Here is an 18714-nt window from a genome sequence, read left to right on the forward strand (position 1 = left end):
ACTGCTGGAGGTGGGCTGCGGCTCCGGCGCACACATCCCCACGTCGCGATGTTGTGCCGGGCGACCTGACGCTGCACCAGAGCATCTACTACTTCCGCGAGCAAGAACAGACCGCCCTCTTCGAGCACCTGTCCGGCTTCCTTGCCCCGGGCGGGACACTGCTGGTCACAACCGCGGTGCGCACCGGCCAGCTGTCCTCGGCGACGCTGGACCTGTGGGGCGCAATGAGCGAGGGAACCTCGCGCCTGCCTGCCCTCCAGAGCTGGGCCCCGCCGGCACCGAAGTGGTCCTGGGCCTAGGCTGAACCCATGACCACGAGCAGCAAGGCCCATCGTCCCGTCGCGCTGGTCACCGGCGCGAACCGCGGCATCGGCCGCGCCATTGCCCACCGCCTCGCCGACACCCACCACGTGCTGGTCGGTGGCCGCCATGCTGCCGCCGTGCAGGCCCTCGTCGACGAGCTGCCCAGTGCAGCACCCTTCGTCTGCGACCTGACCGACGAGGCCTCGGTCGCCGCCGCCGCTGGGGCCATCGACCGCCTCGACGTGCTCGTCCACTCGGCCGGGCTCAGCTCCCACGGCACCCTGGCAGAGACTCCCGCGGAGGACTGGCGACGCCTCTACGAGATGAATGTCGTCGCCGTCGCCACCCTCACCCGCCTGCTGCTCCCCCGCCTGCGCGAAGCGCACGGCCAGGTGGTCACCATCAACTCCGGATCGGGCTTCACGTCCAAGCCCGGCAATGGCGTCTACTCGGCCAGCAAGTTCGCCCTGCGCGCCCTCACCGACGCCCTGCGCGAGGAGGAACGCGGCACGGTGCGGGTCAGCTCGATCCACCCCGGCCGCGTCGACACCGACATGCAGGTGGAGCTCCAGGCGCAGCTCGGCCGCGAGTACGACCCCGACGAGCACTTGCGCCCCTCGTCGGTGGCCGAGGCGGTGGCGCTGGCAGTCTTCGCCAGCCCGGAGGCCATGGTCGAGGAGCTCAGCATCCGTCCCGTCGTGAAGTAGCTCAGGCGAAGTCGGCCCGACGGGCGGCCCGACGCAGGATCCGTAACATCGCGGGCCCCAGGAGCACCACCAGCGCGGCATTGCTCAGCGCCCGGCCACCATTCCACGCCATCGACGTGGCCAGGTTGTAGAGCACGAAGCGGTGCAGGTTCGTGCCCAACGGAGCCCCGGGCAGGAAGGACCACTGCGAGCTCGGGCCCAGGGTGAACGGCCAGAAGGCCAGGTCCATCAGCCAGCCGTAGGCAAAACCCATCACCACGCCGTAGACGGCCAGCAGGGCAATCTCCAACCGCCCCCGCAGCCGCGGCAGCAGCCCCGCTCCCAGCCCGACGAATCCCGCCGCGAGCATCTGGTAGGGCAACCACGGCCCCACCCCGGAGGTCAGCAGCGCCGAACAGAACAGCGTCGTGTTGCCCAGCACGAAACCGAAGCCCGGCCCGAAGACGCGCCCCGCGATGATGATCAGGAAGAAGATCGCCTCCAGCCCGGCTGTGCCGGCACCCAAGGGCCTCACCGCGGCACCGACCGCCGACAGCACGCCCAACAGGGCCAGTGCCTTCACATCCAGGTCGTCATTGCCCAGTTGCGTCATCACCAGCGCAATCACCACCGGCAGCACCAGCGCGAAGACCAGCGGCGTACGCCCGTCGCCGGACAGCGTCGCCCCCGGATGCCACAGCAGGGGCCAGCAGAAGGCCATCAGGGACATCACGCTGGCCACGGTGAGCATCAGGGCCGAGTGCCAGGAGACGCGGACGACTCCCCTCGACTGGCTCGGGGGACGGGGATCCGGGCTTGGGGGCCGTGACTCAGCCACGTGAGACCGCCTCTGCCAGCTCGTCGGGCGTGAGCAGTTCGACGGGACTGAAGACCTTGCTGGTCTGCGGCGCGAAGGTGGGTGAACTGGTGCACACGGCGCGGGTGGGGCCATCGGCGACGAGGTCACCATCGGCCATCACGATGGTGCGCTGGGTGGCTGCGGCGGCGAACTCGACGTCGTGGGTGCTGACGACGATGCAGGAGCCGGCGGCGGCCAGGTCGTCGAGGATGCCGTGCAGGTGCTGCTTCATCGCGTAGTCGAGGCCCCGGGTGGGCTCATCCAACAGGATCATCGTCGGGCGCGCCGCCAACTGGATGGCCAGCACCAACGCCAGGCGTTGTCCCTCGGACAGGTCACGCGGGTGGCGTTGCGGATCGAGGTCCACCCCCAGCCGGTCCAGGATCGCAACGGTGGTCCCGGCCGGCGAGGCCGTCTCCCGGTCCGCCTGGGCGCACTCCTGGGCGACGGTGGGCAGGTAGAGCAGGTCCGAGGCATTCTGTGGCACCAGCGAGACCACTTCGCGGGCATGGGCGGCGTCCACCCGGCGCGGGTCCGTCCCGTCGATGTCAATCTCGCCCGAGCTGGCGGTGGCCCCTTGCAGGGCCCACATCAGGGAGGACTTCCCGGCACCATTGCGGCCCATCAGGGCGATGGTGCTGCCGCGGGTGAAGTCCAGGCTGATCCCGTTGACCGCGCAGAGGTCGTCGTAGGCCACGCGCAGGTCCCGCACACTGCAGACGATCTCCCCGGCCGGCGGCGTTTGCGCTGGCAGGGGCCGCAGCTCGATGCGCTCCGCCGTGGCGCGACGGCGGGCGTCGCGGACGCTGAGCGGAACCTCCGCCCAACCCAGCACCCGGGCCATCGCGCTGAGCGGCGGCACCACATCAGCCCGTGCCATCACCTCACCGGCGATGCCGTACTGCACGGACCCGTCGCCGGGCAGCCAGAGGACGGTGTCGGCGTACTGCATGACGCGTTCCAGCCGGTGCTCGGCCAGCACGACGGTCAACCCCACCTCGTGCACCAGCGTGGTGATGGAGCCCAGCACGTCGGCCGCGGCATTGGGGTCCAGGGCGCTGGTGGGTTCGTCGAGCACCACGACGCGCGGTTGGGCGGCCAGCACCGCGGCGATGGCGACGCGCTGCTGCTGGCCGCCGGACAGTTCGATCAGCGGCCGACGGCGCAGGTCCGCGATGCCCATCACGTCGAGGGTCTCCTCCACCCGCTTGCGCATGGCTGCCGGATGGATGCCGAGCTGTTCCATGCCATAGGACACCTCGTCCTCGACGCGGTCGGTGACGAAACCGGACAGCGGGTTCTGCCCGACGAAACCGACCACCTCGGCCAGGTCACGCGGACGATTGCGGCGGGTCGAGCGGCCGTCGACGCGCACCTCACCGGACAGGTGCCCGCCGCTGAAGTGCGGCACCAGGCCATTGATGCTGCCCAGCAGGGTGGACTTCCCGGTTCCGGTGCGGCCCACCACCAGGCACAGGTCGCCCTCGCCGATGGTCAGGTCGACGTGTTCCAGGGTTGGCGCCTCGGCCCCGGAGTGGCGGATGCTGACGTCGTCGAAAGTGATCACAACTCGTCCTTCGGGGGTCTCGGCGTGCCCACCAGGGGCAGGGCGACGGCGGCCAGCACGGTCAGGACGCGCGGGTCCAGCATGGGCCATTCGGGTGGCGAGGTCGACGGATTGGCGACGGCCGGAGCGGCCTGGACCAGCCAGGCCGTGGCGAGGGCGGCCGCCAGGGCGCCGAAGCAGAGGACCCATTCGGGGCGGCCCCAGGCGTCGGGTCGGTAACGGGTGACCGCAAGGCGCTGCCCGGAGCGACGCAGGCCGAACCATGCCAGCAGCAGCCCCAGCACCAGGCACAGCCAGGACCAGGGCGACGAGTCCGGGATACCGAGCAGCAGGAAGGTGCCAAAGGTGACCAGCGTCGTTGCCCCCAACAGGCAGGACGTCACCAGTCTCCCCACCGGTTCCTGCGCGTGGGTGCGGCCGTAGCCGCGGGCCTCCATACCGGCCGCGAGCTGCAGGGACCGTTCGATCGCGTCCTCCAGCACGGGCACCACCACGGCGCGCACGGCATGCCAGCCCTGACCTTGCCCGCCGCGCAGTCGGCGGGCCCGTCGCACCCGTTGGACGCTCTCCACCAGTTGCGGGGCGACGCTCAAGGCCACCACCAGGGCCACGGACACCTGGTACAGGGCCGGTGGCACGGCCTTCAGGGCGCGTTTCGGGTTGGCCAGCGCATTGGCGGCCCCGACGCACAACAGCATGGCGCCCAGACGCAGCGAGTCGTAGAGGGTGTAGAGCAGCCCGTCGACGGTGACGGGGCCGCCCAATGTGATGCCCGCCGCCCACGCCGGCAATTGCAGCCGGGGAAGGCTGAACAGGACCGCGCCGGTGCGGTTGACGCCCATCACCATCTGGAAGACCATCCTGATCCCGATCACGACCAGCGCCATCACCAGGTAGGCGCCCGCAGCGCGGGCCCATGGGGCTCGCGTGCGTCGTTCGGTGACCACCACCCAGACCAGGCCGGTCACCATCACCAGCAACAGCGGGTTGCTGACCAGGCTGACGGCCACCGCGCATCCGATCGCCCAGACCCACCACGCCATCGGGTGGATGCTTCTTCGCAGCCGGGGGCGTTGGTCTGCCACGCCGATCGCGGGCGCGACGGGTGCCGCCTGCTCGCGGGTGACGCTGCGGGTCACGGGAACCTTCCGGCCGGGGCGTCGCCCGCAGGCCCAGGAGGTCTCCCGGACTCCCCCGCGGGCCACGACGGGTGTGCACCAATCCATTGCCGACGGGCATTCCGACTCGGGTATCCAGTGGATGCACCTCACGGCTGCGGGTCAGTTCCGGTCTCGCACCGGATTTCCCCGTCGACAGCCCCTCCACGCTACTCCACCGCTGCGGTGGTCTCAGATCCAGTCGCGTTGGCGCAGCAGCAGGTAGAGCCCGAGCGTCGCGACCACGATCAGCACCACCGACTGCCACAGCCCGAAGGCAGACGAGAAGCCGGGATAGGGAACGTTCTGCCCGAACCAGCCGGTGATGGCGGTGGGCACTGCGATGACGGCGGCCCAACCGGCCAGCTTCTTCATCACCGTGTTGAGGCGGGAGTCCTGCAGCGAGAGGTTGGTCTCGAAGACTGATCCGATCATGTCGCGGAGGCTTTCGGTCCATTCTGCGGCACGAAGAACGTGGTCGTAGAGGTCCTCGAAATACCCGCTCATCACAGGCGGCTGCCCCTCGCCATGTGATCCGGCGCGCATCAGCCCCGACACCACCTCACGCATCGGCAGCACCACCCGTCGCAACTGCACCAGTTCCTTGCGCAGCTGGTAGCTGGCCCTCTGCACCTGCTGGGCCTGGGAGTCCTCCGCGAAGAGCACGTCCTCCAACTCCTCGACGGCATCGTCGAGCTGTTGGATGGTCTCGAAGTGACCGTCGACGACCACGTCCAGCAGTCCGTGCACCAGCGCACCCGGCCCGCAGGCCAGCAAGTCCGGATCCTCCTGCCACCGCTGCACCACCTCGTCGATGTCGAAGCGGTCGTCGCGGCGCACCGTCACCAGCCCGCGCGGTAGCACGAAGGCGGAGATCCGGCTGGTGACCAGGCGTGACTCGTAACCGCGTTCCCGCTGCCGCAGGGAGGTGGCGTAGACGGAGACGAAATTGTGCCCGGCATGCCTGGTGGCCTTGGGCCGCTCGCCGGGGGCAACCGCATCCTCGACGGCGTGCGGGTCCAGCCCCAGCTCGGCAGCCAGCCGCTCGAGCTCGGCGACGTCACCGCCACCAGCCAGACACAGGTCCAACCAGACGAGGCTGCCCTCCGCGGCCAGGTGCTCGTCCAGCTCCTCCAGCGGGAAGTCCGTCGCGACGAGCCGACCATGGCGCCACAGCCGGGAGCGCACTGTCATCAGGCGTCGGTCTCGCCCAGGAAGTCCTTGGCGGCCTGCACGCCCAGCAACACCTCGGGCGGATTGGCGGCTGCCACCCGGATCCGTCGGGTCTGGATCTCGCTCATCGGCTGCGGCAGGTCGTCGAGGTCGAACCAGCCGACGGCCACCGACTCGTCGTCGCCCACGGCCGCCTCACCGCTGACCCAGCGGGCACGGAAGGTGTGGTCCAGGTAGTCGTTCTGGTCCCCGTTGTCGTACTGCATCCGGCCGGTGGTGCTCATCCACACCATGCGCTCGATCTCGATCTCGACGCCGGCCTCCTCCTCGGCCTCGCGGATCGCGGCGACGTGCGGGTCCTCACCGGGCTCGACGATGCCGCAGATCGGAGTCCACGAGCCATTGTCCGAGCGCTGCACGCACAACGCCTGTTCTCCCCGAGGACCCGGGCGGAGCACGACGGCGGTGGTTCCGGGCAGCCACAACAGGCTGTGTCCGAGGGACTTGCGCATTTCGACGATGAAGTCAGGTGTTGGCATGAGGCCCAGACTAGTGGTGCCCGGAGGGTGGCACAGGGCTGCCGAAGACGGCCCGAAGGCCATAGACTCCGAGCAGCAAGGCCCTGCCCAAGGCCAGTTCAAGGAGGAACAGTGGGAAACCAGATCACCAAGGTGCTCGTGGCGAACCGCGGCGAGATCGCCGTGCGCGTGATTCGTGCCGCAGCCGATGCCGGGATCGGAAGCGTCGCAATCTATGCAGACAGCGACTCCGAGGCCCTCTTCGTGAAGCTCGCCGACGAGGCCTTCGCCCTCAACGGCGCCACGCCCGCCGAGACATACCTGAATGTCGAGAAGATCCTCGACGTGGCACAGCGTTCCGGCGCCAATGCAATCCACCCCGGATACGGCTTCCTCGCCGAGAATGCAGACTTCGCCCGCGCCGTGATCGACGCCGGCCTGATCTGGATCGGCCCCTCCCCGGACGCCATCGAGAACCTCGGCGACAAGGTCAAGGCCCGTCACATCGCGCTGAAGGTGGGCGCGCCGCTCGTTCCCGGCACCCCCGATCCCGTGGCGAATGCCGACGAGGTCGTCGCGTTTGCCCAGGAGCACGGGCTGCCGATCGCCATCAAGGCCGCCTTCGGTGGTGGCGGCCGTGGCCTGAAGGTCGCCCGCACCATGGAGGAGGTGCCCGAGCTCTTCGAGTCGGCCACCCGTGAGGCCGTCACGGCCTTCGGCCGCGGTGAGTGCTTCGTCGAGCGTTACCTGGACAAGCCGCGCCACGTCGAGACCCAGTGCCTCGCCGACCAGCACGGCAATGTCGTCGTGGTCTCCACGCGCGACTGCTCGCTGCAGCGTCGCCACCAGAAGCTCGTCGAGGAGGCCCCCGCGCCCTTCCTGACCGACGACCAGCTGGAGCGGCTGTATGCCTCGTCGAAGGCGATCCTCAAGGAGGCCGGATATGTCGGTGCCGGCACCTGTGAGTTCCTCGTCGCCCAGGACGGCCTGATCTCCTTCCTCGAGGTCAACACCCGTCTGCAGGTGGAACACCCCGTCTCCGAGGAGGTCACCGGCCTCGACCTCGTCCAGCAGATGTTCCGCATCGCCAATGGCGAGGAGCTCGGCTTCGACGATCCCGAGATCCGCGGCCACTCGATCGAGTTCCGCATCAATGCCGAGGACGCGGGCCGCAACTTCATGCCTGCCCCCGGCACCCTGGTCAAGTGGCAGGCCCCCACCGGCCCCGGCGTCCGCGTCGACGAGGGCTACCACGCCGGCATGACCGTCCCCGGCTCCTTCGACTCCCTCGTGGGCAAGGTGATCGTCACCGGCACCGACCGTGCCAATGCCATCGCCCGCTCGCGTCGTGCGCTGAAGGAGATCGTGCTCGAGGGCATGCCGACGGTGATCCCCTTCCACCAGGCCGTCCTGGATGATCCCGCCTTCATCGGTGACGGTGAGACCTTCGGTGTCTACACCAACTGGATCGAGACCGAGGCCGACCTGCAGGTCCATCCCTACACGGGCACCCTGGGTGAGGCCGACGAGGTCGAGGAGTCGCAGACCGTCGTCGTCGAGGTGAATGGCCGTCGTCTCGAGGTCAAGCTGCCCGGTGGTCTGGCCTCTTCCGGCCGTCCCGCGGGCAAGAAGGCCAAGCGTCCCACCAAGCGTGACCGTGGCGGCGCCAAGGTCAGCGAGGCCTCGGGCAATTCCGTCACCGCCCCCATGCAGGGCACCGTGGTGAAGCTGGCCGTCGAGGAGGGCCAGACCGTCGCCGAGGGTGACCTGGTGGTGGTCCTGGAGGCCATGAAGATGGAGAACCCCGTCACCGCACACCGTTCGGGCGTCATCAAGGCCGTCGGTGCCCAGGTGGGCGAGACCGTCACCGCCGGTGCCGTCCTCTGCGAGATCGACGACGCGGAGTGATCCATCGTCGGCGGTGAACAGGCCGTGAAGTTCCGCCGAGGCGGGCCCAGAACTTGGGCCCGCCTCGTGCATGCTCCACACTGGGTTACATGTTCGAGATGCTCATCGTCCTCATGGTGCTGGTCACCGTGTGGGGCCTGTTCCAGTCCAGCCGCCGCAACAAGGCCGTCGAGGCCCAGCAAGCGGCGGAGCTGGAGGCAGCCCTGACCACCAGTCGTCGGGCCGCCGACGAGGACGTCACCAAGTTCGGTGAGGAGCTGCAGCGCCTGGACTCGCAGGTGGCCGGCCATCCCTTGGACGCCGCGATGCGGCAGGACTACGAGCGGGCCCTGGACGCCTACGAGAATGCCAAGTCCTCCCTGGCCGCCGTGACCAAGCCCGACGAGATCCGTCACGTCACCGAGGTGCTGGAGGACGGCCGCTACGCCATTGCCTGCGTCAACGCCCGCGTCGCCGGAGAACCGCTGCCGCAGAAGCGGCCACCGTGCTTCTTCAACCCCGCCCACGGGCCCAGCACGCAGAACGTGAAGTGGACTCCCCCGGGTGGCGCGGAGCGCGACATCCCGGCGTGCGCCGCCGACGCGGAGCGCGTGCTGGCCGGCGCCGACCCCTACATCCGCACCGTCCAGGTGGGCGCCCAGCGAGTGCCCTACTGGCAGGGAGGCCCCGCCTACGCCCCGTGGGCACAGGGCTACTACACCGGCTGGTCCGGCTCCAACCTGATCCGCGACATCGCCATCGGCTCGATGGTCTTCCACGGCATGAGCGGCCTGCCCTACATGATGGACGGGATGGGCGATGGCATGGGTGAGATGTTCGAGGGCTTCGGCGACGGCTTCGAGTCGATCGGCGACGGCATCGGCGGCATGTTCGACGGCATCGGCGACTTCTTCGGTGACTGACCCCGTCGGACGCCTCGTGACCGCCCTCGGCCTGGCCGGGGGCGGTCTTGCCGTCGGGGCACTGGCCGCCGCCCACCAGATCAGTGGCCCCCAGCGGCCGGACCTGGCCTATGCCATGAGCCCCTTCGAGGTGGGCGCGGCAGCGGAGGACGTCACCTTCCGTGCCGCCGACGGCACCCGACTGGCCGGCTGGTGGCTGGAGCGGCCCGGCAGCGAGCACGTCGTGGTGGTCAGCCACGGCCACCGCGGGTCCAAGGCGGACATGTTGGGCATCGGCCCGGGCCTGTGGTGGGCCGGCGCGTCGGTGCTGCTCTTCGACTTCCGCGGCAATGGAGACTCGGAGGACGGCCCACAGTCCCTGGCCCACTACGAGCAGCAGGACCTCGCCGCCGCCATCGACTGGGCCGCGGAGCGCCGCCCCGGTTCCCGGATCAGCCTGCTGGGCTTCTCGATGGGTGCCGCCACCAGCATCCTGGTGGCCGCCCGTGACCGGCGCGTCGAGCGAGTACTTGCCGATTCACCCTTCGCCGACATGCACGGCGTGATCGCCTCGGCGGCGCGCGGGATGCATCTGCCGCCGGTGCCGCTGGTGGGGCTCGTCGACGTGGTGACCGGCCTGCGCTATGGCTACCGCTTCCGGGATGTGCAGCCCGTCGACGTCGTCCAGGAGATCGCACCCCGGCCGCTGCTCATCGTGCACGGCACGCAGGACCACGTGATCCCCGTCGAGCATGCCCACAGACTGGCCGACGCCGCCGGCGATGGCTGTGAACTGCGCATCGTCGACGGCGTCGACCACTGTGGTGCCTATTTCGCCGACCGGCCCGGCTACATCGAGCGGGCCGCCGACTTCCTCGGACTGTGACTGATTACTCAGTAACCGCCAGAGGAAGAATCCTTCGCACGCAGCAAGTCATGCATGCCTACGAATCTCCACTCTTCGAGACCATCAATCATGATACCAAATCTATAGGAACTTCGACGAAATTCATCAACGATTTGGGCTAGCGTCACCCCACTGGATCCGCGACGGAGATAACTCTCAATCCCCACAACCGCCTTTGCCAATTCCTTTACCTTCTGATCCGAACTCGTCCGACACATTGACCGCGCGGTCGTCATGGCATATTCAATGTGCGATTTTCTCGGTCCATGAGTCCCACGCAAATCCGAGACTGAAGCGCAAACTAGCCCCAACGCCAATTCAGAGTTCCCACAGGCATACTCCGCCATCGCCCATTCAACGAGAAATCCCCGCACCTTGATCGCCGAATCAGAATAACTACTCCGGTGATCCCAGACCGCCCGAGCATACTGCGTAGAGAACTCGAACCTCCCTTGATCTCGTGCAACCTTCATTAGGTTCACTCGTGGCTCAAGGATTTCCGTCGCACCACGTACCGCCCCGTAAGCCGCAACATGCGCTTCGCTAGCGTCGAAGCTATCATGTCCATTCATCTTCGCAGCCAGTCGGTAGGCATTATGAAATTGACTCTCCTGATCCTGCAGGCGCAGCCTCCCCCCAGCTTCCCCAATCAGACCTAGGACCGCATTCAACTCGCCGGACTGACGGGCAATCTTCACGACATACTCAGCGATCCTGCCGTGCCGCACGTAAACTCGCGAACCGATGACAGATACACCTACTTCACGACCAAGTGGGTCAACCGCAAAACGAAGCACATCGCCTGAACTGATACCGATAATCTCACCAAGGACATCAAAACTGACACCGTCCTCGTCCTCCTGCCAGAGATCCCAAGCAACCTGGACAACCGCAATAATGATGAGAATCTGTCGCATGTTTGTTCTGTACAGCTCTAGCTTTTCCAAACGGACCATCAAGTCTTCAACACGATCAACGAGGTCATCGCTGGCCCACAAATCCAACATGCCTCCCAGCAAGGAGCTTCCTTGAGCACCACCAGAGGCGGCGATGATCATGTTGGCAATGTCTTGGGTTGACTTCGTGTCGTACGGTGGCGGCAACACCCGAGCCCCCCGATACCACCCGGCTATGTCGAAGGCATCAACTTCCGTGGGACCATGGAAATCAAGAATCGTCACAGAAGCCGCATGACCTGCAGCCATTCCCGCCAAAGTGGATCGATAGTGCGTGTGCACAGCAAGGACCCAAATAATCCGTCCTTCGTCTGGGCGGCAGCCAGTGATCAACGTCCGACGAATGTCGTTTAGGACGAGGTCGGCCTCATCGATAAAAAGGATAGTTCTTCCAAACATGGCCCGCATTTCGGCGACCCAACTAGCTGAGATTGCGGGGGCCCCCGGCTCTCTATAAAGGAGGTTCCATCCCTCTGATTGCACCTGCAGGGCCAACTGGCGGAGCGCCGTGGATTTACCTTCTCCGGCGGGAGCTACCAAGGCTAGAACCGCATCGCCTTGGGCGGACATGGCCTCGTGCAGCAATGTTTGAGCCTCTCGGGCCGAACTGAGAATCGGAGCGCTGCGCACCGTGGCCCACGATGGGTGAATCCCCTGGCAGTATTCGAGAATCTCATCCGCACTTGCAGTCGGGGGCATCTGGCCCCCCAGCGGCATCCAGCCAGGAAGCCTTACCAAGGACTCCCGCTCCAAACCGGATACCTTCGCAAGCACCGCGGTAAAGAAATCAGCCGCGTCGATCCCGTTGTAAAAATTAACGTTGCGCGCTCCTAGAATCTTCCCGAATATAGGGCCAACATCTTGAGAGTCCATGGAATAATTGAGCCAAATCAACCCGCCGCCGCTCTGGGCGAGTTCACCGCTTGAAACCAACTTGTCAAGAGTCCGGGTAAATGAATCATCCCAACCGCCATAGGCAACGACTACAACCAAAGTCCCCAATAGCGCTCGCCGGATGCTAGATTCGAAGTCGTCACGCCTTCGCTCAAGCTGATCTGCAGTCGACATTGTGTCCCGATTCCAGAATCCATGAAGGTGGACGACGGGAACCCCGCGGCTCACGATGGTCTCAAGATCAGTAAATTGGTCAGTTGAGACATGGCAGGTAAAATGATCAACCCCCTCAAGATCCAACGCGCATTCTGCAAGAGGATCAAAATTTGTTGTCCAGAGAGCGCTCATTTGTTGCTTGGGAATTCTAGCTACAAGTCGAGACATCGCAGCCTGCGCTTTGGTGATCCGCCATTCATCGGAGGCCCCAGCGCGAGCACTTTCAACTGCTGCGCGGATAACGCGATCCACGATCGGGGCACCACGACGTTGTTTGAGTTTCATCGCTGCCTGTCGATACGCGACCCCTGGAGAACCTCTGAGGATATGCTCCTCATCGCTCCTGGGTACGTTGGCGGCCGCCAAGAACTGCTTGGCCATGTCTTTAGCCCCTGGCACCACTGGCACACTCAAGCCAGAACCAAAGAGGAGTGCAATCGGGAGATCAGGGCGCTCCTGAATATGATTCGTCAAAAACTCGACTGCATCATCGAAGTCGCTACTCATCGCATCTCCAGTGCCATAGAGCGTAGTGTAACGACAGACTTGCATAAGCGCAGGAGAACCTGCGAATCGGGCCCCGTCCGGCCAGCGAGATGCCGCTCACACGGCCGGGCATCGAGGTGTGCTGACCGGACACGTTGGTGGACGAGCAGAGTCAGCCAACAAGCCTCGATTTCCTTGTCAGACCGACTTACAGCGGTAGAGGCCGCTGCCTCGGGCGGGTCGGTCGGATCGCTTATCTACCAGTACCGCGACGACATCCCGCCCCGCCGAGCTGGAGCGGTGACACCAATGAGGACCCGGACATACCAGAGCGATTCCGACCCGCGGATTCACGGCCCTTGGTCGGCCAGATGTGCAGGTTCTTCCCGACGTGAAGATCCATTCCTGCGCTTCACACCTGCGTGCTGGAGGGCTTCTCCGGGTGGGCGTGCAGGTGCAGGCGTCGGGCCGCCTCGGCGATGGAGCCGGACATCGACGGGTAGACGGTGAAGTCATGGCTGAACTGGTCCACCGTGATCTTCTCCGCGACGGCGAGGGAGATGGAGTGGATCAGCTCGCTGGCGTGCGGGGCCACCACGACGCCGCCGACGATGATGCCGGTGACGGGCAGGCAGAAGAGCTTCACGAAACCGTCGGTGACGCCCTGCATCTTGGCCCGCGGGTTGCCGGCCAGCGGCAGCATGATCTGGCCGATGTCCAGCGTGCCCTCGTCGGCCTGCTTCTGGGTCATCCCGACGGTGGCGATCTCCGGGGAGGTGAAGACATTGGACGAGACGGACTTCAGGTTCAGCGGGGCCACCGCGTCGCCCAGTGCGTGCCACATGGCGATGCGGCCCTGCATGGCGGCCACGGAGGCCAGGGCGAAGACTCCGGTCACGTCGCCGGCCGCGTAGACGGTGCGCGCGGAGGTGCGGGAGACCTTGTCGACGACGATGTGGCCGCTGGGGGCCAGCGTCACGCCGGCATTCTCCAGGCCCATGTCCTTGGTGTTCGGGATGGAGCCGACGGCCATCAGGCAGTGCGAGCCGCGGACCTCGCGGCCGTCCTCCAGGCCGACGATCACCTCGTCGCCCTCACGACGCGCGCTGACGGCGCGGCACTCGCTCATGATCTCCATGCCCCGGCGCTCGAAGACGTCCTGCAGCACGCCGGCGGCATCCTGGTCCTCGCCCGGCAGCACCTGCTTGCGGGAGCTGACCAGCACCACGTCGACGCCCAGCGCGTCATAGGCATTGGCGAACTCGGCACCCGTGACGCCGGAGCCGACGACGATGAGCTTCTTGGGCAGCTCGCACAGGTTGTAGACCTGCTTCCAGTTCAGGATCCGCTCGCCGTCGCACTTGGCGGTGTCCAGCTCGCGGGGCGTGGTGCCGGTGGCCACCAGCACGATGTCGGCCTCCAGCTCCTGCGTGCCCGCGTCATTGCTGACGGTGATCCGGGTGGCCGACTCCATGTGCGCCCAACCGTCGATGACGGTGACACCGGCCTTCTCCATGCTGCGGGCGATCGACTCGGACTGCGCCTTGGCCAGCTCCAGCACGCGCCCGTTCACGGTCTTGAGGTCGACCTCGACGGACGAGACCACCGAGTCGTCGTCGCCGGAGCTGGTCACCTTCAGGCCCAGCTGGCCGGCGCGCTCGATCAGGCTCATCACCTCCGCGGTGGCGATGAGCGTCTTGGAGGGTACGCAGTCGGTGAGCACGGCGGCGCCGCCGAGCCCGGTACCTTCCACGAGAGTCACCTCCGCGCCCAATTGGGCCGCCACTAGGGCAGCTTCGTAGCCTCCGGGGCCTCCACCAATGATCACGACTCTGGTCACGCCGTCATTGTTCCATGATTTGGACGCTCTCCCCTATCGTTGGTCCGGTGAGCAGCACCGACTTCAGTGATCCCACCGCCATCGCCCAGCAGGCCGCCGATTTCGTCCGCGCGCAGCTGCTGGCCCCGGCGGGTCTGGACAACATCGACGTGGCCCTCGTGCTCGGCTCCGGCTGGAACCAGGGTGTCGACCAGCTGGGCGACGAGATCGCCAGCATCAACCTCGACGCGGTGCCCGGCTTCAGCAAACCCGTGGTCGCCGGACACGGTGGCGCCCTGCGGCTGGCACGCACCGCCAGCGGCAAGGTGGCGATGGTGCTCACCGGCCGCACCCACTTCTACGAGGGACGTGGCGTGGAGCCCGTCGTGCACGGCGTGCGCACGGCCGCGGCACTGGGCGCCTCGACGCTGGTGTTGACCAATGGCTGCGGGGGCCTGGACCCGGCCTGGGCGCCCGGCACCGCCGTCCTGCTCAGCGACCACATCAACCTCACCGGCGCGACGCCGCTGCGCGGCGCCACCTTCATCGACATGTCCGAGGCCTACAGCCGTCGGCTGCGGGATCTTGCGCGCGAGGTGGACCCCTCGCTGCCGGAGGGCGTCTACGTGCAGTTCAGCGGCCCCAACTACGAGACTCCCGCCGAGGTGCGGATGGCCGGCGTGATCGGCGGCAACCTGGTGGGGATGTCCACCGCACTGGAGACCATCGCCGCCCGCGAGGCCGGGCTTGAGGTGCTCGGCATCTCCCTGGTCACCAATGCCGCCGCCGGCATCAGCGGCGAGAACCTGGACCATGCCGAGGTGATCGCCGCCGGCAAGGAGGCCGGCCCGCGCCTGACCGCCCTGTTGCAGGGAATCCTGGAGAGGATCTGACCATGATCAGCAGCGACCTGCGCCGCAAGGTACTCACCTGGATCGCCGAGGATCCCGACGAACAGACCCAGGCCCGGCTCGGCGAACTGCTCGCCGCGAGCGACGCCGGTGACGCGGCTGCCACCGAAGAGATCGAATCCGCCTTCGCGGGTCCGCTGACCTTCGGCACCGCCGGACTGCGTGCCGCACTGGGCCCCGGGCCCGGACGGATGAACCGCATCGTGGTCAGCCAGGCCGCCGCCGGCTTCGCCGCCTGGCTGCAGGCCCAGGGCCACGCCGGTGGCAAGGTGCTGATCGGCTACGACGCCCGCACCAAGTCCGACCTGTTCGCCCGCGACACCGCCGAGATCTTCGCCGGCGCCGGCTTCGAGCCCATCCTCAGTGACACCAACGTCCCCACCCCCGTCGTCGCCTTCGGGATCAAGCACCTGGGCTGCGTCGCCGGCATCGTGGTGACCGCCAGCCACAACCCACCCGCCGACAACGGCTACAAGGTCTACCTGGGCGACGGCTCGCAGATCGTGCCCCCGGCCGACGCCGAGATCGCAGACCAGATCGCGCTGGCCGCGGCCCGCCCGGTTGCCGAACTCCCCCGCTCGACGGACCACGCGCTGATCGGGCAGGAACTCGTCGACGCCTACTGCGAGGTGGCCGCCGGTCTCGTCCCGTCCGAGGCCCCCAGACAGATCGACTGGGTCTACACCGCGATGCATGGTGTCGGCGCCCGCGTCGTGGAGCAGGCCGTGGCCGCGGCCGGATTCCCCGCCGCCATTTCCGTCGGGCAGCAGCACGATCCGGACCCCACCTTCCCCACCGTCGCCTTCCCCAACCCGGAGGAGCCCGGCGCCATCGACCTGGCCCTGGAACTGGCGGAGCAGACCGACGTGGACTTGGTGATCGCCAATGATCCCGACGCGGATCGCTGCGCCATCGCCGCCCCCTTCCCCACCGTCGGCTGGCGGATGCTGACCGGCGACGAGCTGGGATCCCTGCTCGGAGACGACGCCATTCGTCGCGACGTGCCGGGCACCTATGCCAACTCGGTGGTCTCCTCCACCCTGCTGGCCACCATGGCCAAGGCTGCGGGCAAGCCGCACGCCACCACCCTGACCGGCTTCAAGTGGATCGGACGCGTCCCGGACCTGGCCTTCGGCTACGAGGAGGCCATCGGCTACTGCTGTGACTCCGCGCACGTCCCGGACAAGGACGGCATCACCGCCTGCCTGACCATCCTGCGGCTGGCCGCCGAGCTCAAGGCCAAGGGCCAGACCATCGCGGACCGGCTCGACGAGATCGCCCGCACCCACGGCGTGCACGTCACCGGCCAGCTCAGCGTCCGCGTCGAGGACCTGCAGATCATCCGCGACGCCATGGCCAAGCTGCGCAAGAACCCGCCGGCCACCCTGCTGGGTGAGCCCGTCGACGTCCGTGACCTCAACCAGGGCACCGCCGAGTTGCCCCCCACCGACGCCATCGAACTCACCGGAGAATGGGTGCACGTCGTCGCCCGCCCGTCTGGCACCGAACCCAAGCTCAAGTGCTACCTGGAGGCGCGGGTCGGGGCCGAGGAGTCGGCCGCAGACCTGAAGGCGGCGCGCACCGAGGCCGCCCGGATGCTCACCGGGATCCGCGACGAGATGGCAGCGGCCCTCGGGGTCCAGGCCTGAGTCATCCCTACGACGGAGGCGGACTGCACCCACCGGGTCGTAGCGTTGAGACATGCATCATCCTCGTCTCCACCACCTTGTCAGTGCGCTCTTCGCAGTCCTGTTGGCACTCGGTGGACTGCTGGCTGCCGCCGGGCCCGCACACGCCGACGACGACCCGCCGTCCAGCTGGCACCTGACCCGGCACGACACCCGGATCACCGTCGACGAGCAGGGCGTCGGCAAGGCCGTCACCACGATCGACTTCGACTTCTCCGATGACGAGGGCCACGGACCCTTCGTCGTCTTCACCGGCCGGACCGCCGTCGCCAGCGAGCCCGACCTGTGGCGGATGACCCCCGTCACCATCGACGAGGTCACCAGCCCGACGGGCGCCCCCACGGACCTCAAGATCGAGAGCGAGCCCGCCGGCCTCAAGGTGCGGATCGGCCACCGCGACCGGGAGGTCCAGGGCCTGCAGACCTATGTGATCAGGTACACGATCCGAGGCCTGGTGGAACCCGACCAGAAGGACTCACACCTGGACGAGTTCAACTGGAGCGTGGTGGGCACCGGCTGGCAGGTCCCGATCGACGAGGCCACCGCGACCATCACCGTCCCGGGCGCCGTGAAGCTGGCAAAATGCTTCCAGGGCAAGAAGTTCGACAAGCCCTGCGAGGCCAGCGCCGACTCCACCTCGTCGGGCTCGACGGTGCACTACCGGGCCACCGGGTTGAAGGAGGGCCGCGGCATGCAGGTGGTCGCGGGAAGCCCGGCCGGGACCTACTCCGACGTCGTGGTGGAGAAGACCCATCGCTACCGGTGGGGCAACACCTTCGGCGGCAACCCCCTCGCCGCCGGGATCGGCGCGCTGCTGGCCGCGCTGGGCTCCGTCGGCCTCTGGAAGGGCACCCGCCGGGGCAGCGACTACGACGAGGTCGTCGCCGTCCGCTTCAACCCGCCGAGCGGGATGCGCCCCGGCGAGGCCGGTTACCTGCTCAAGGGGATGACCAGCAATCGCGATGTGGTGGCCACCCTGGTGGACCTGGCGGTCCGCGGCCACCTGCGGATCGAACCCACCGGGAAGAAGAGCTTCACCTTCGAACGGCTCGGCGACCCGACCCCGCTGGCCCACCACGAGCAGGAACTGCTGCAGGACTTCTTCGGCGGGGCCAGCACCATCACCACCGAGGAGATGAAGAAGCGGAAGCGCTTTACCGGCTTCATGGGAAGGCAGCAGACCTCCCTGCGGAGTCAGGCCACGCAGTACGGCTGGTTCTCGAAGAGCCCCGTGTCCACCACACTCACCGTCGTCCTCGTGGGTGTCTTCCTGCTGCTCGCTCTGGTGGCGGCCACCGTCGTGGCCGCGCTGCGCGGGTGGGGCATGCTGCCGGTACTGCTGGTCGTCCCCGCCCTGCTGCTCTTCTTCCTGACCTCCCGCTTCATCCGGCGAAGCGAGCAGGGCAAGGCCACACTGCGGGAGACACGGGGCTTCAAGCTGTACCTGGAGACCGCGGAGGCCAACCAGATCCGCTTCGAGGAGGGCGTCGACATCTTCAGCCGCTACCTGCCCTGGGCCATCGCCTTCGACGTGGCCGACCGCTGGGTGAAGGTCTTCCAGCAGCTGGCCGACGAGGGCCGCTACGACATGGGCGCCGCAGCCTGGTACGTCGGCGGGACGGACTTCGGGATGAGCAGCTTCGACGGGCTGGGCACCATCGACAGCGCCATGAGTGCATCCCTGAGCTCCGCGTCCAGCTCGTCCTCCGGCGGCTCGGGCGGTGGAGGCGGCGGCGGCTTCGGCGGTGGCGGCGGCGGCGGCTGGTGATTCACTAGACTGACCGC

The 18714-nt window shown here is 67.3% G+C and carries 15 protein-coding genes and 1 riboswitch; of the genes, 8 read left to right on the forward strand and 7 right to left on the reverse strand.

Annotated features, from left to right (window positions below):
- The first annotated feature begins 53 nt into the window (after nt 1-53).
- Complete coding sequence (locus EDD41_RS04580; RefSeq protein WP_123575110.1) at nt 54-299, forward strand: hypothetical protein; 246 nt, start codon at nt 54-56, stop codon at nt 297-299.
- Nucleotides 300-308: 9 nt separating this feature from the next.
- The gene (locus EDD41_RS04585; RefSeq protein ID WP_123575111.1) at nt 309-1010 is read left to right on the forward strand and encodes an SDR family oxidoreductase; all 702 of its coding nucleotides are present in this window, start codon (nt 309-311) and stop codon (nt 1008-1010) included.
- Between the two features lies 1 nt (nt 1011).
- Here EDD41_RS04585 and EDD41_RS04590 read toward each other — a convergent pair whose 3' ends face one another.
- The 5 genes from EDD41_RS04590 to EDD41_RS04610 form a co-directional block, all read right to left on the reverse strand.
- On the reverse strand, nt 1012-1740 hold the full coding sequence (locus EDD41_RS04590) for an ECF transporter S component (RefSeq protein WP_094764378.1): 729 nt from the start codon (nt 1738-1740) through the stop codon (nt 1012-1014).
- Between the two features lie 79 nt (nt 1741-1819).
- A complete protein-coding gene (locus EDD41_RS04595; RefSeq protein ID WP_245995537.1) occupies nt 1820-3415 on the reverse strand; it encodes an ABC transporter ATP-binding protein in 1596 nt (531 codons plus the stop codon).
- Entirely contained in the window at nt 3412-4554 is a 1143-nt protein-coding gene (locus tag EDD41_RS04600; protein WP_170165243.1) for a CbiQ family ECF transporter T component, read from the reverse strand. The genes EDD41_RS04595 and EDD41_RS04600 overlap by 4 nt, the downstream gene beginning before the upstream one ends.
- Before the next feature lie 76 nt (nt 4555-4630).
- Nucleotides 4631-4770: riboswitch (cobalamin riboswitch) on the reverse strand.
- On the reverse strand, nt 4765-5766 hold the full coding sequence (locus EDD41_RS04605; RefSeq protein ID WP_123575114.1) for a magnesium transporter CorA family protein: 1002 nt from the start codon (nt 5764-5766) through the stop codon (nt 4765-4767). Its footprint overlaps the riboswitch before it by 6 nt.
- The gene (locus EDD41_RS04610; protein ID WP_094764375.1) at nt 5766-6284 is read right to left on the reverse strand and encodes an NUDIX hydrolase; all 519 of its coding nucleotides are present in this window, start codon (nt 6282-6284) and stop codon (nt 5766-5768) included. Before EDD41_RS04610 ends, EDD41_RS04605 begins: the two co-directional genes overlap by 1 nt.
- A 111-nt stretch (nt 6285-6395) precedes the next feature.
- On the opposite strand from EDD41_RS04610, the gene EDD41_RS04615 reads away from it, so the two are divergent.
- The 3 genes from EDD41_RS04615 (at nt 6396) to EDD41_RS04625 (ending at nt 9938) form a co-directional block, all read left to right on the forward strand.
- The gene (locus EDD41_RS04615) at nt 6396-8171 is read left to right on the forward strand and encodes an acetyl/propionyl/methylcrotonyl-CoA carboxylase subunit alpha (RefSeq protein ID WP_211336588.1); all 1776 of its coding nucleotides are present in this window, start codon (nt 6396-6398) and stop codon (nt 8169-8171) included.
- A gap of 89 nt (nt 8172-8260) precedes the next feature.
- On the forward strand, nt 8261-9073 hold the full coding sequence (locus EDD41_RS04620) for a hypothetical protein (RefSeq protein WP_123575115.1): 813 nt from the start codon (nt 8261-8263) through the stop codon (nt 9071-9073).
- Nucleotides 9066-9938 carry an alpha/beta hydrolase gene (locus EDD41_RS04625; RefSeq protein ID WP_211336589.1) on the forward strand — a complete coding sequence of 291 codons (873 nt, stop codon included), beginning with the start codon at nt 9066-9068 and terminating at the stop codon, nt 9936-9938. The genes EDD41_RS04620 and EDD41_RS04625 overlap by 8 nt, the downstream gene beginning before the upstream one ends.
- Nucleotides 9939-9946: 8 nt before the next feature.
- On the opposite strand, the gene EDD41_RS04630 is transcribed toward EDD41_RS04625, so the two are convergent.
- Both EDD41_RS04630 and EDD41_RS04635 read right to left on the reverse strand, forming a co-directional pair.
- Nucleotides 9947-12532 (reverse strand): P-loop NTPase, encoded by a 2586-nt coding sequence (locus EDD41_RS04630; protein WP_170165244.1) that lies wholly within the window; start codon nt 12530-12532, stop codon nt 9947-9949.
- Nucleotides 12533-12923: 391 nt separating this feature from the next.
- A complete protein-coding gene (locus tag EDD41_RS04635) occupies nt 12924-14351 on the reverse strand; it encodes an NAD(P)H-quinone dehydrogenase (RefSeq protein WP_123575117.1) in 1428 nt (475 codons plus the stop codon).
- 47 nt (nt 14352-14398) lie between these two features.
- Between EDD41_RS04635 and EDD41_RS04640 the strand changes: the two genes are divergently transcribed.
- Genes EDD41_RS04640 through EDD41_RS16770 form a run of 3 tightly spaced genes read left to right on the forward strand, consistent with a single transcriptional unit; the run spans nt 14399 to nt 18697 of the window.
- Nucleotides 14399-15223, forward strand: a complete 825-nt coding sequence (locus tag EDD41_RS04640; RefSeq protein ID WP_123575118.1) for a purine-nucleoside phosphorylase — start codon at nt 14399-14401, stop codon at nt 15221-15223.
- Between the two features lie 2 nt (nt 15224-15225).
- On the forward strand, nt 15226-16890 hold the full coding sequence (locus EDD41_RS04645; RefSeq protein WP_123575119.1) for a phospho-sugar mutase: 1665 nt from the start codon (nt 15226-15228) through the stop codon (nt 16888-16890).
- 52 nt (nt 16891-16942) lie between these two features.
- Nucleotides 16943-18697 (forward strand): DUF2207 domain-containing protein, encoded by a 1755-nt coding sequence (locus EDD41_RS16770; RefSeq protein ID WP_170165245.1) that lies wholly within the window; start codon nt 16943-16945, stop codon nt 18695-18697.
- Nucleotides 18698-18714: the final 17 nt, after the last annotated feature.

Origin of the sequence: Luteococcus japonicus, assembly GCF_003752415.1 — a bacterium.
Classification (GTDB): Bacteria; Actinomycetota; Actinomycetes; order Propionibacteriales; family Propionibacteriaceae; genus Luteococcus; species Luteococcus japonicus.

Excerpts from the sequence above, each read along its gene's own strand:
- EDD41_RS04585 (WP_123575111.1), top strand. The coding sequence starts at position 309 with ATGACCACGAGCAGCAAGGCCCATCGTCCCGTCGCGCTGGTCACCGGC.
- EDD41_RS04590 (WP_094764378.1), bottom strand. The coding sequence starts at position 1,740 with ATGCTCACCGTGGCCAGCGTGATGTCCCTGATGGCCTTCTGCTGGCCC.
- EDD41_RS04605 (WP_123575114.1), bottom strand. The coding sequence starts at position 5,766 with ATGACAGTGCGCTCCCGGCTGTGGCGCCATGGTCGGCTCGTCGCGACG.
- EDD41_RS04610 (WP_094764375.1), bottom strand. The coding sequence starts at position 6,284 with ATGCCAACACCTGACTTCATCGTCGAAATGCGCAAGTCCCTCGGACAC.
- EDD41_RS04620 (WP_123575115.1), top strand. The coding sequence starts at position 8,261 with ATGTTCGAGATGCTCATCGTCCTCATGGTGCTGGTCACCGTGTGGGGC.
- EDD41_RS04630 (WP_170165244.1), bottom strand. The coding sequence starts at position 12,532 with ATGAGTAGCGACTTCGATGATGCAGTCGAGTTTTTGACGAATCATATT.
- EDD41_RS04645 (WP_123575119.1), top strand. The coding sequence starts at position 15,226 with ATGATCAGCAGCGACCTGCGCCGCAAGGTACTCACCTGGATCGCCGAG.
- EDD41_RS16770 (WP_170165245.1), top strand. The coding sequence starts at position 16,943 with ATGCATCATCCTCGTCTCCACCACCTTGTCAGTGCGCTCTTCGCAGTC.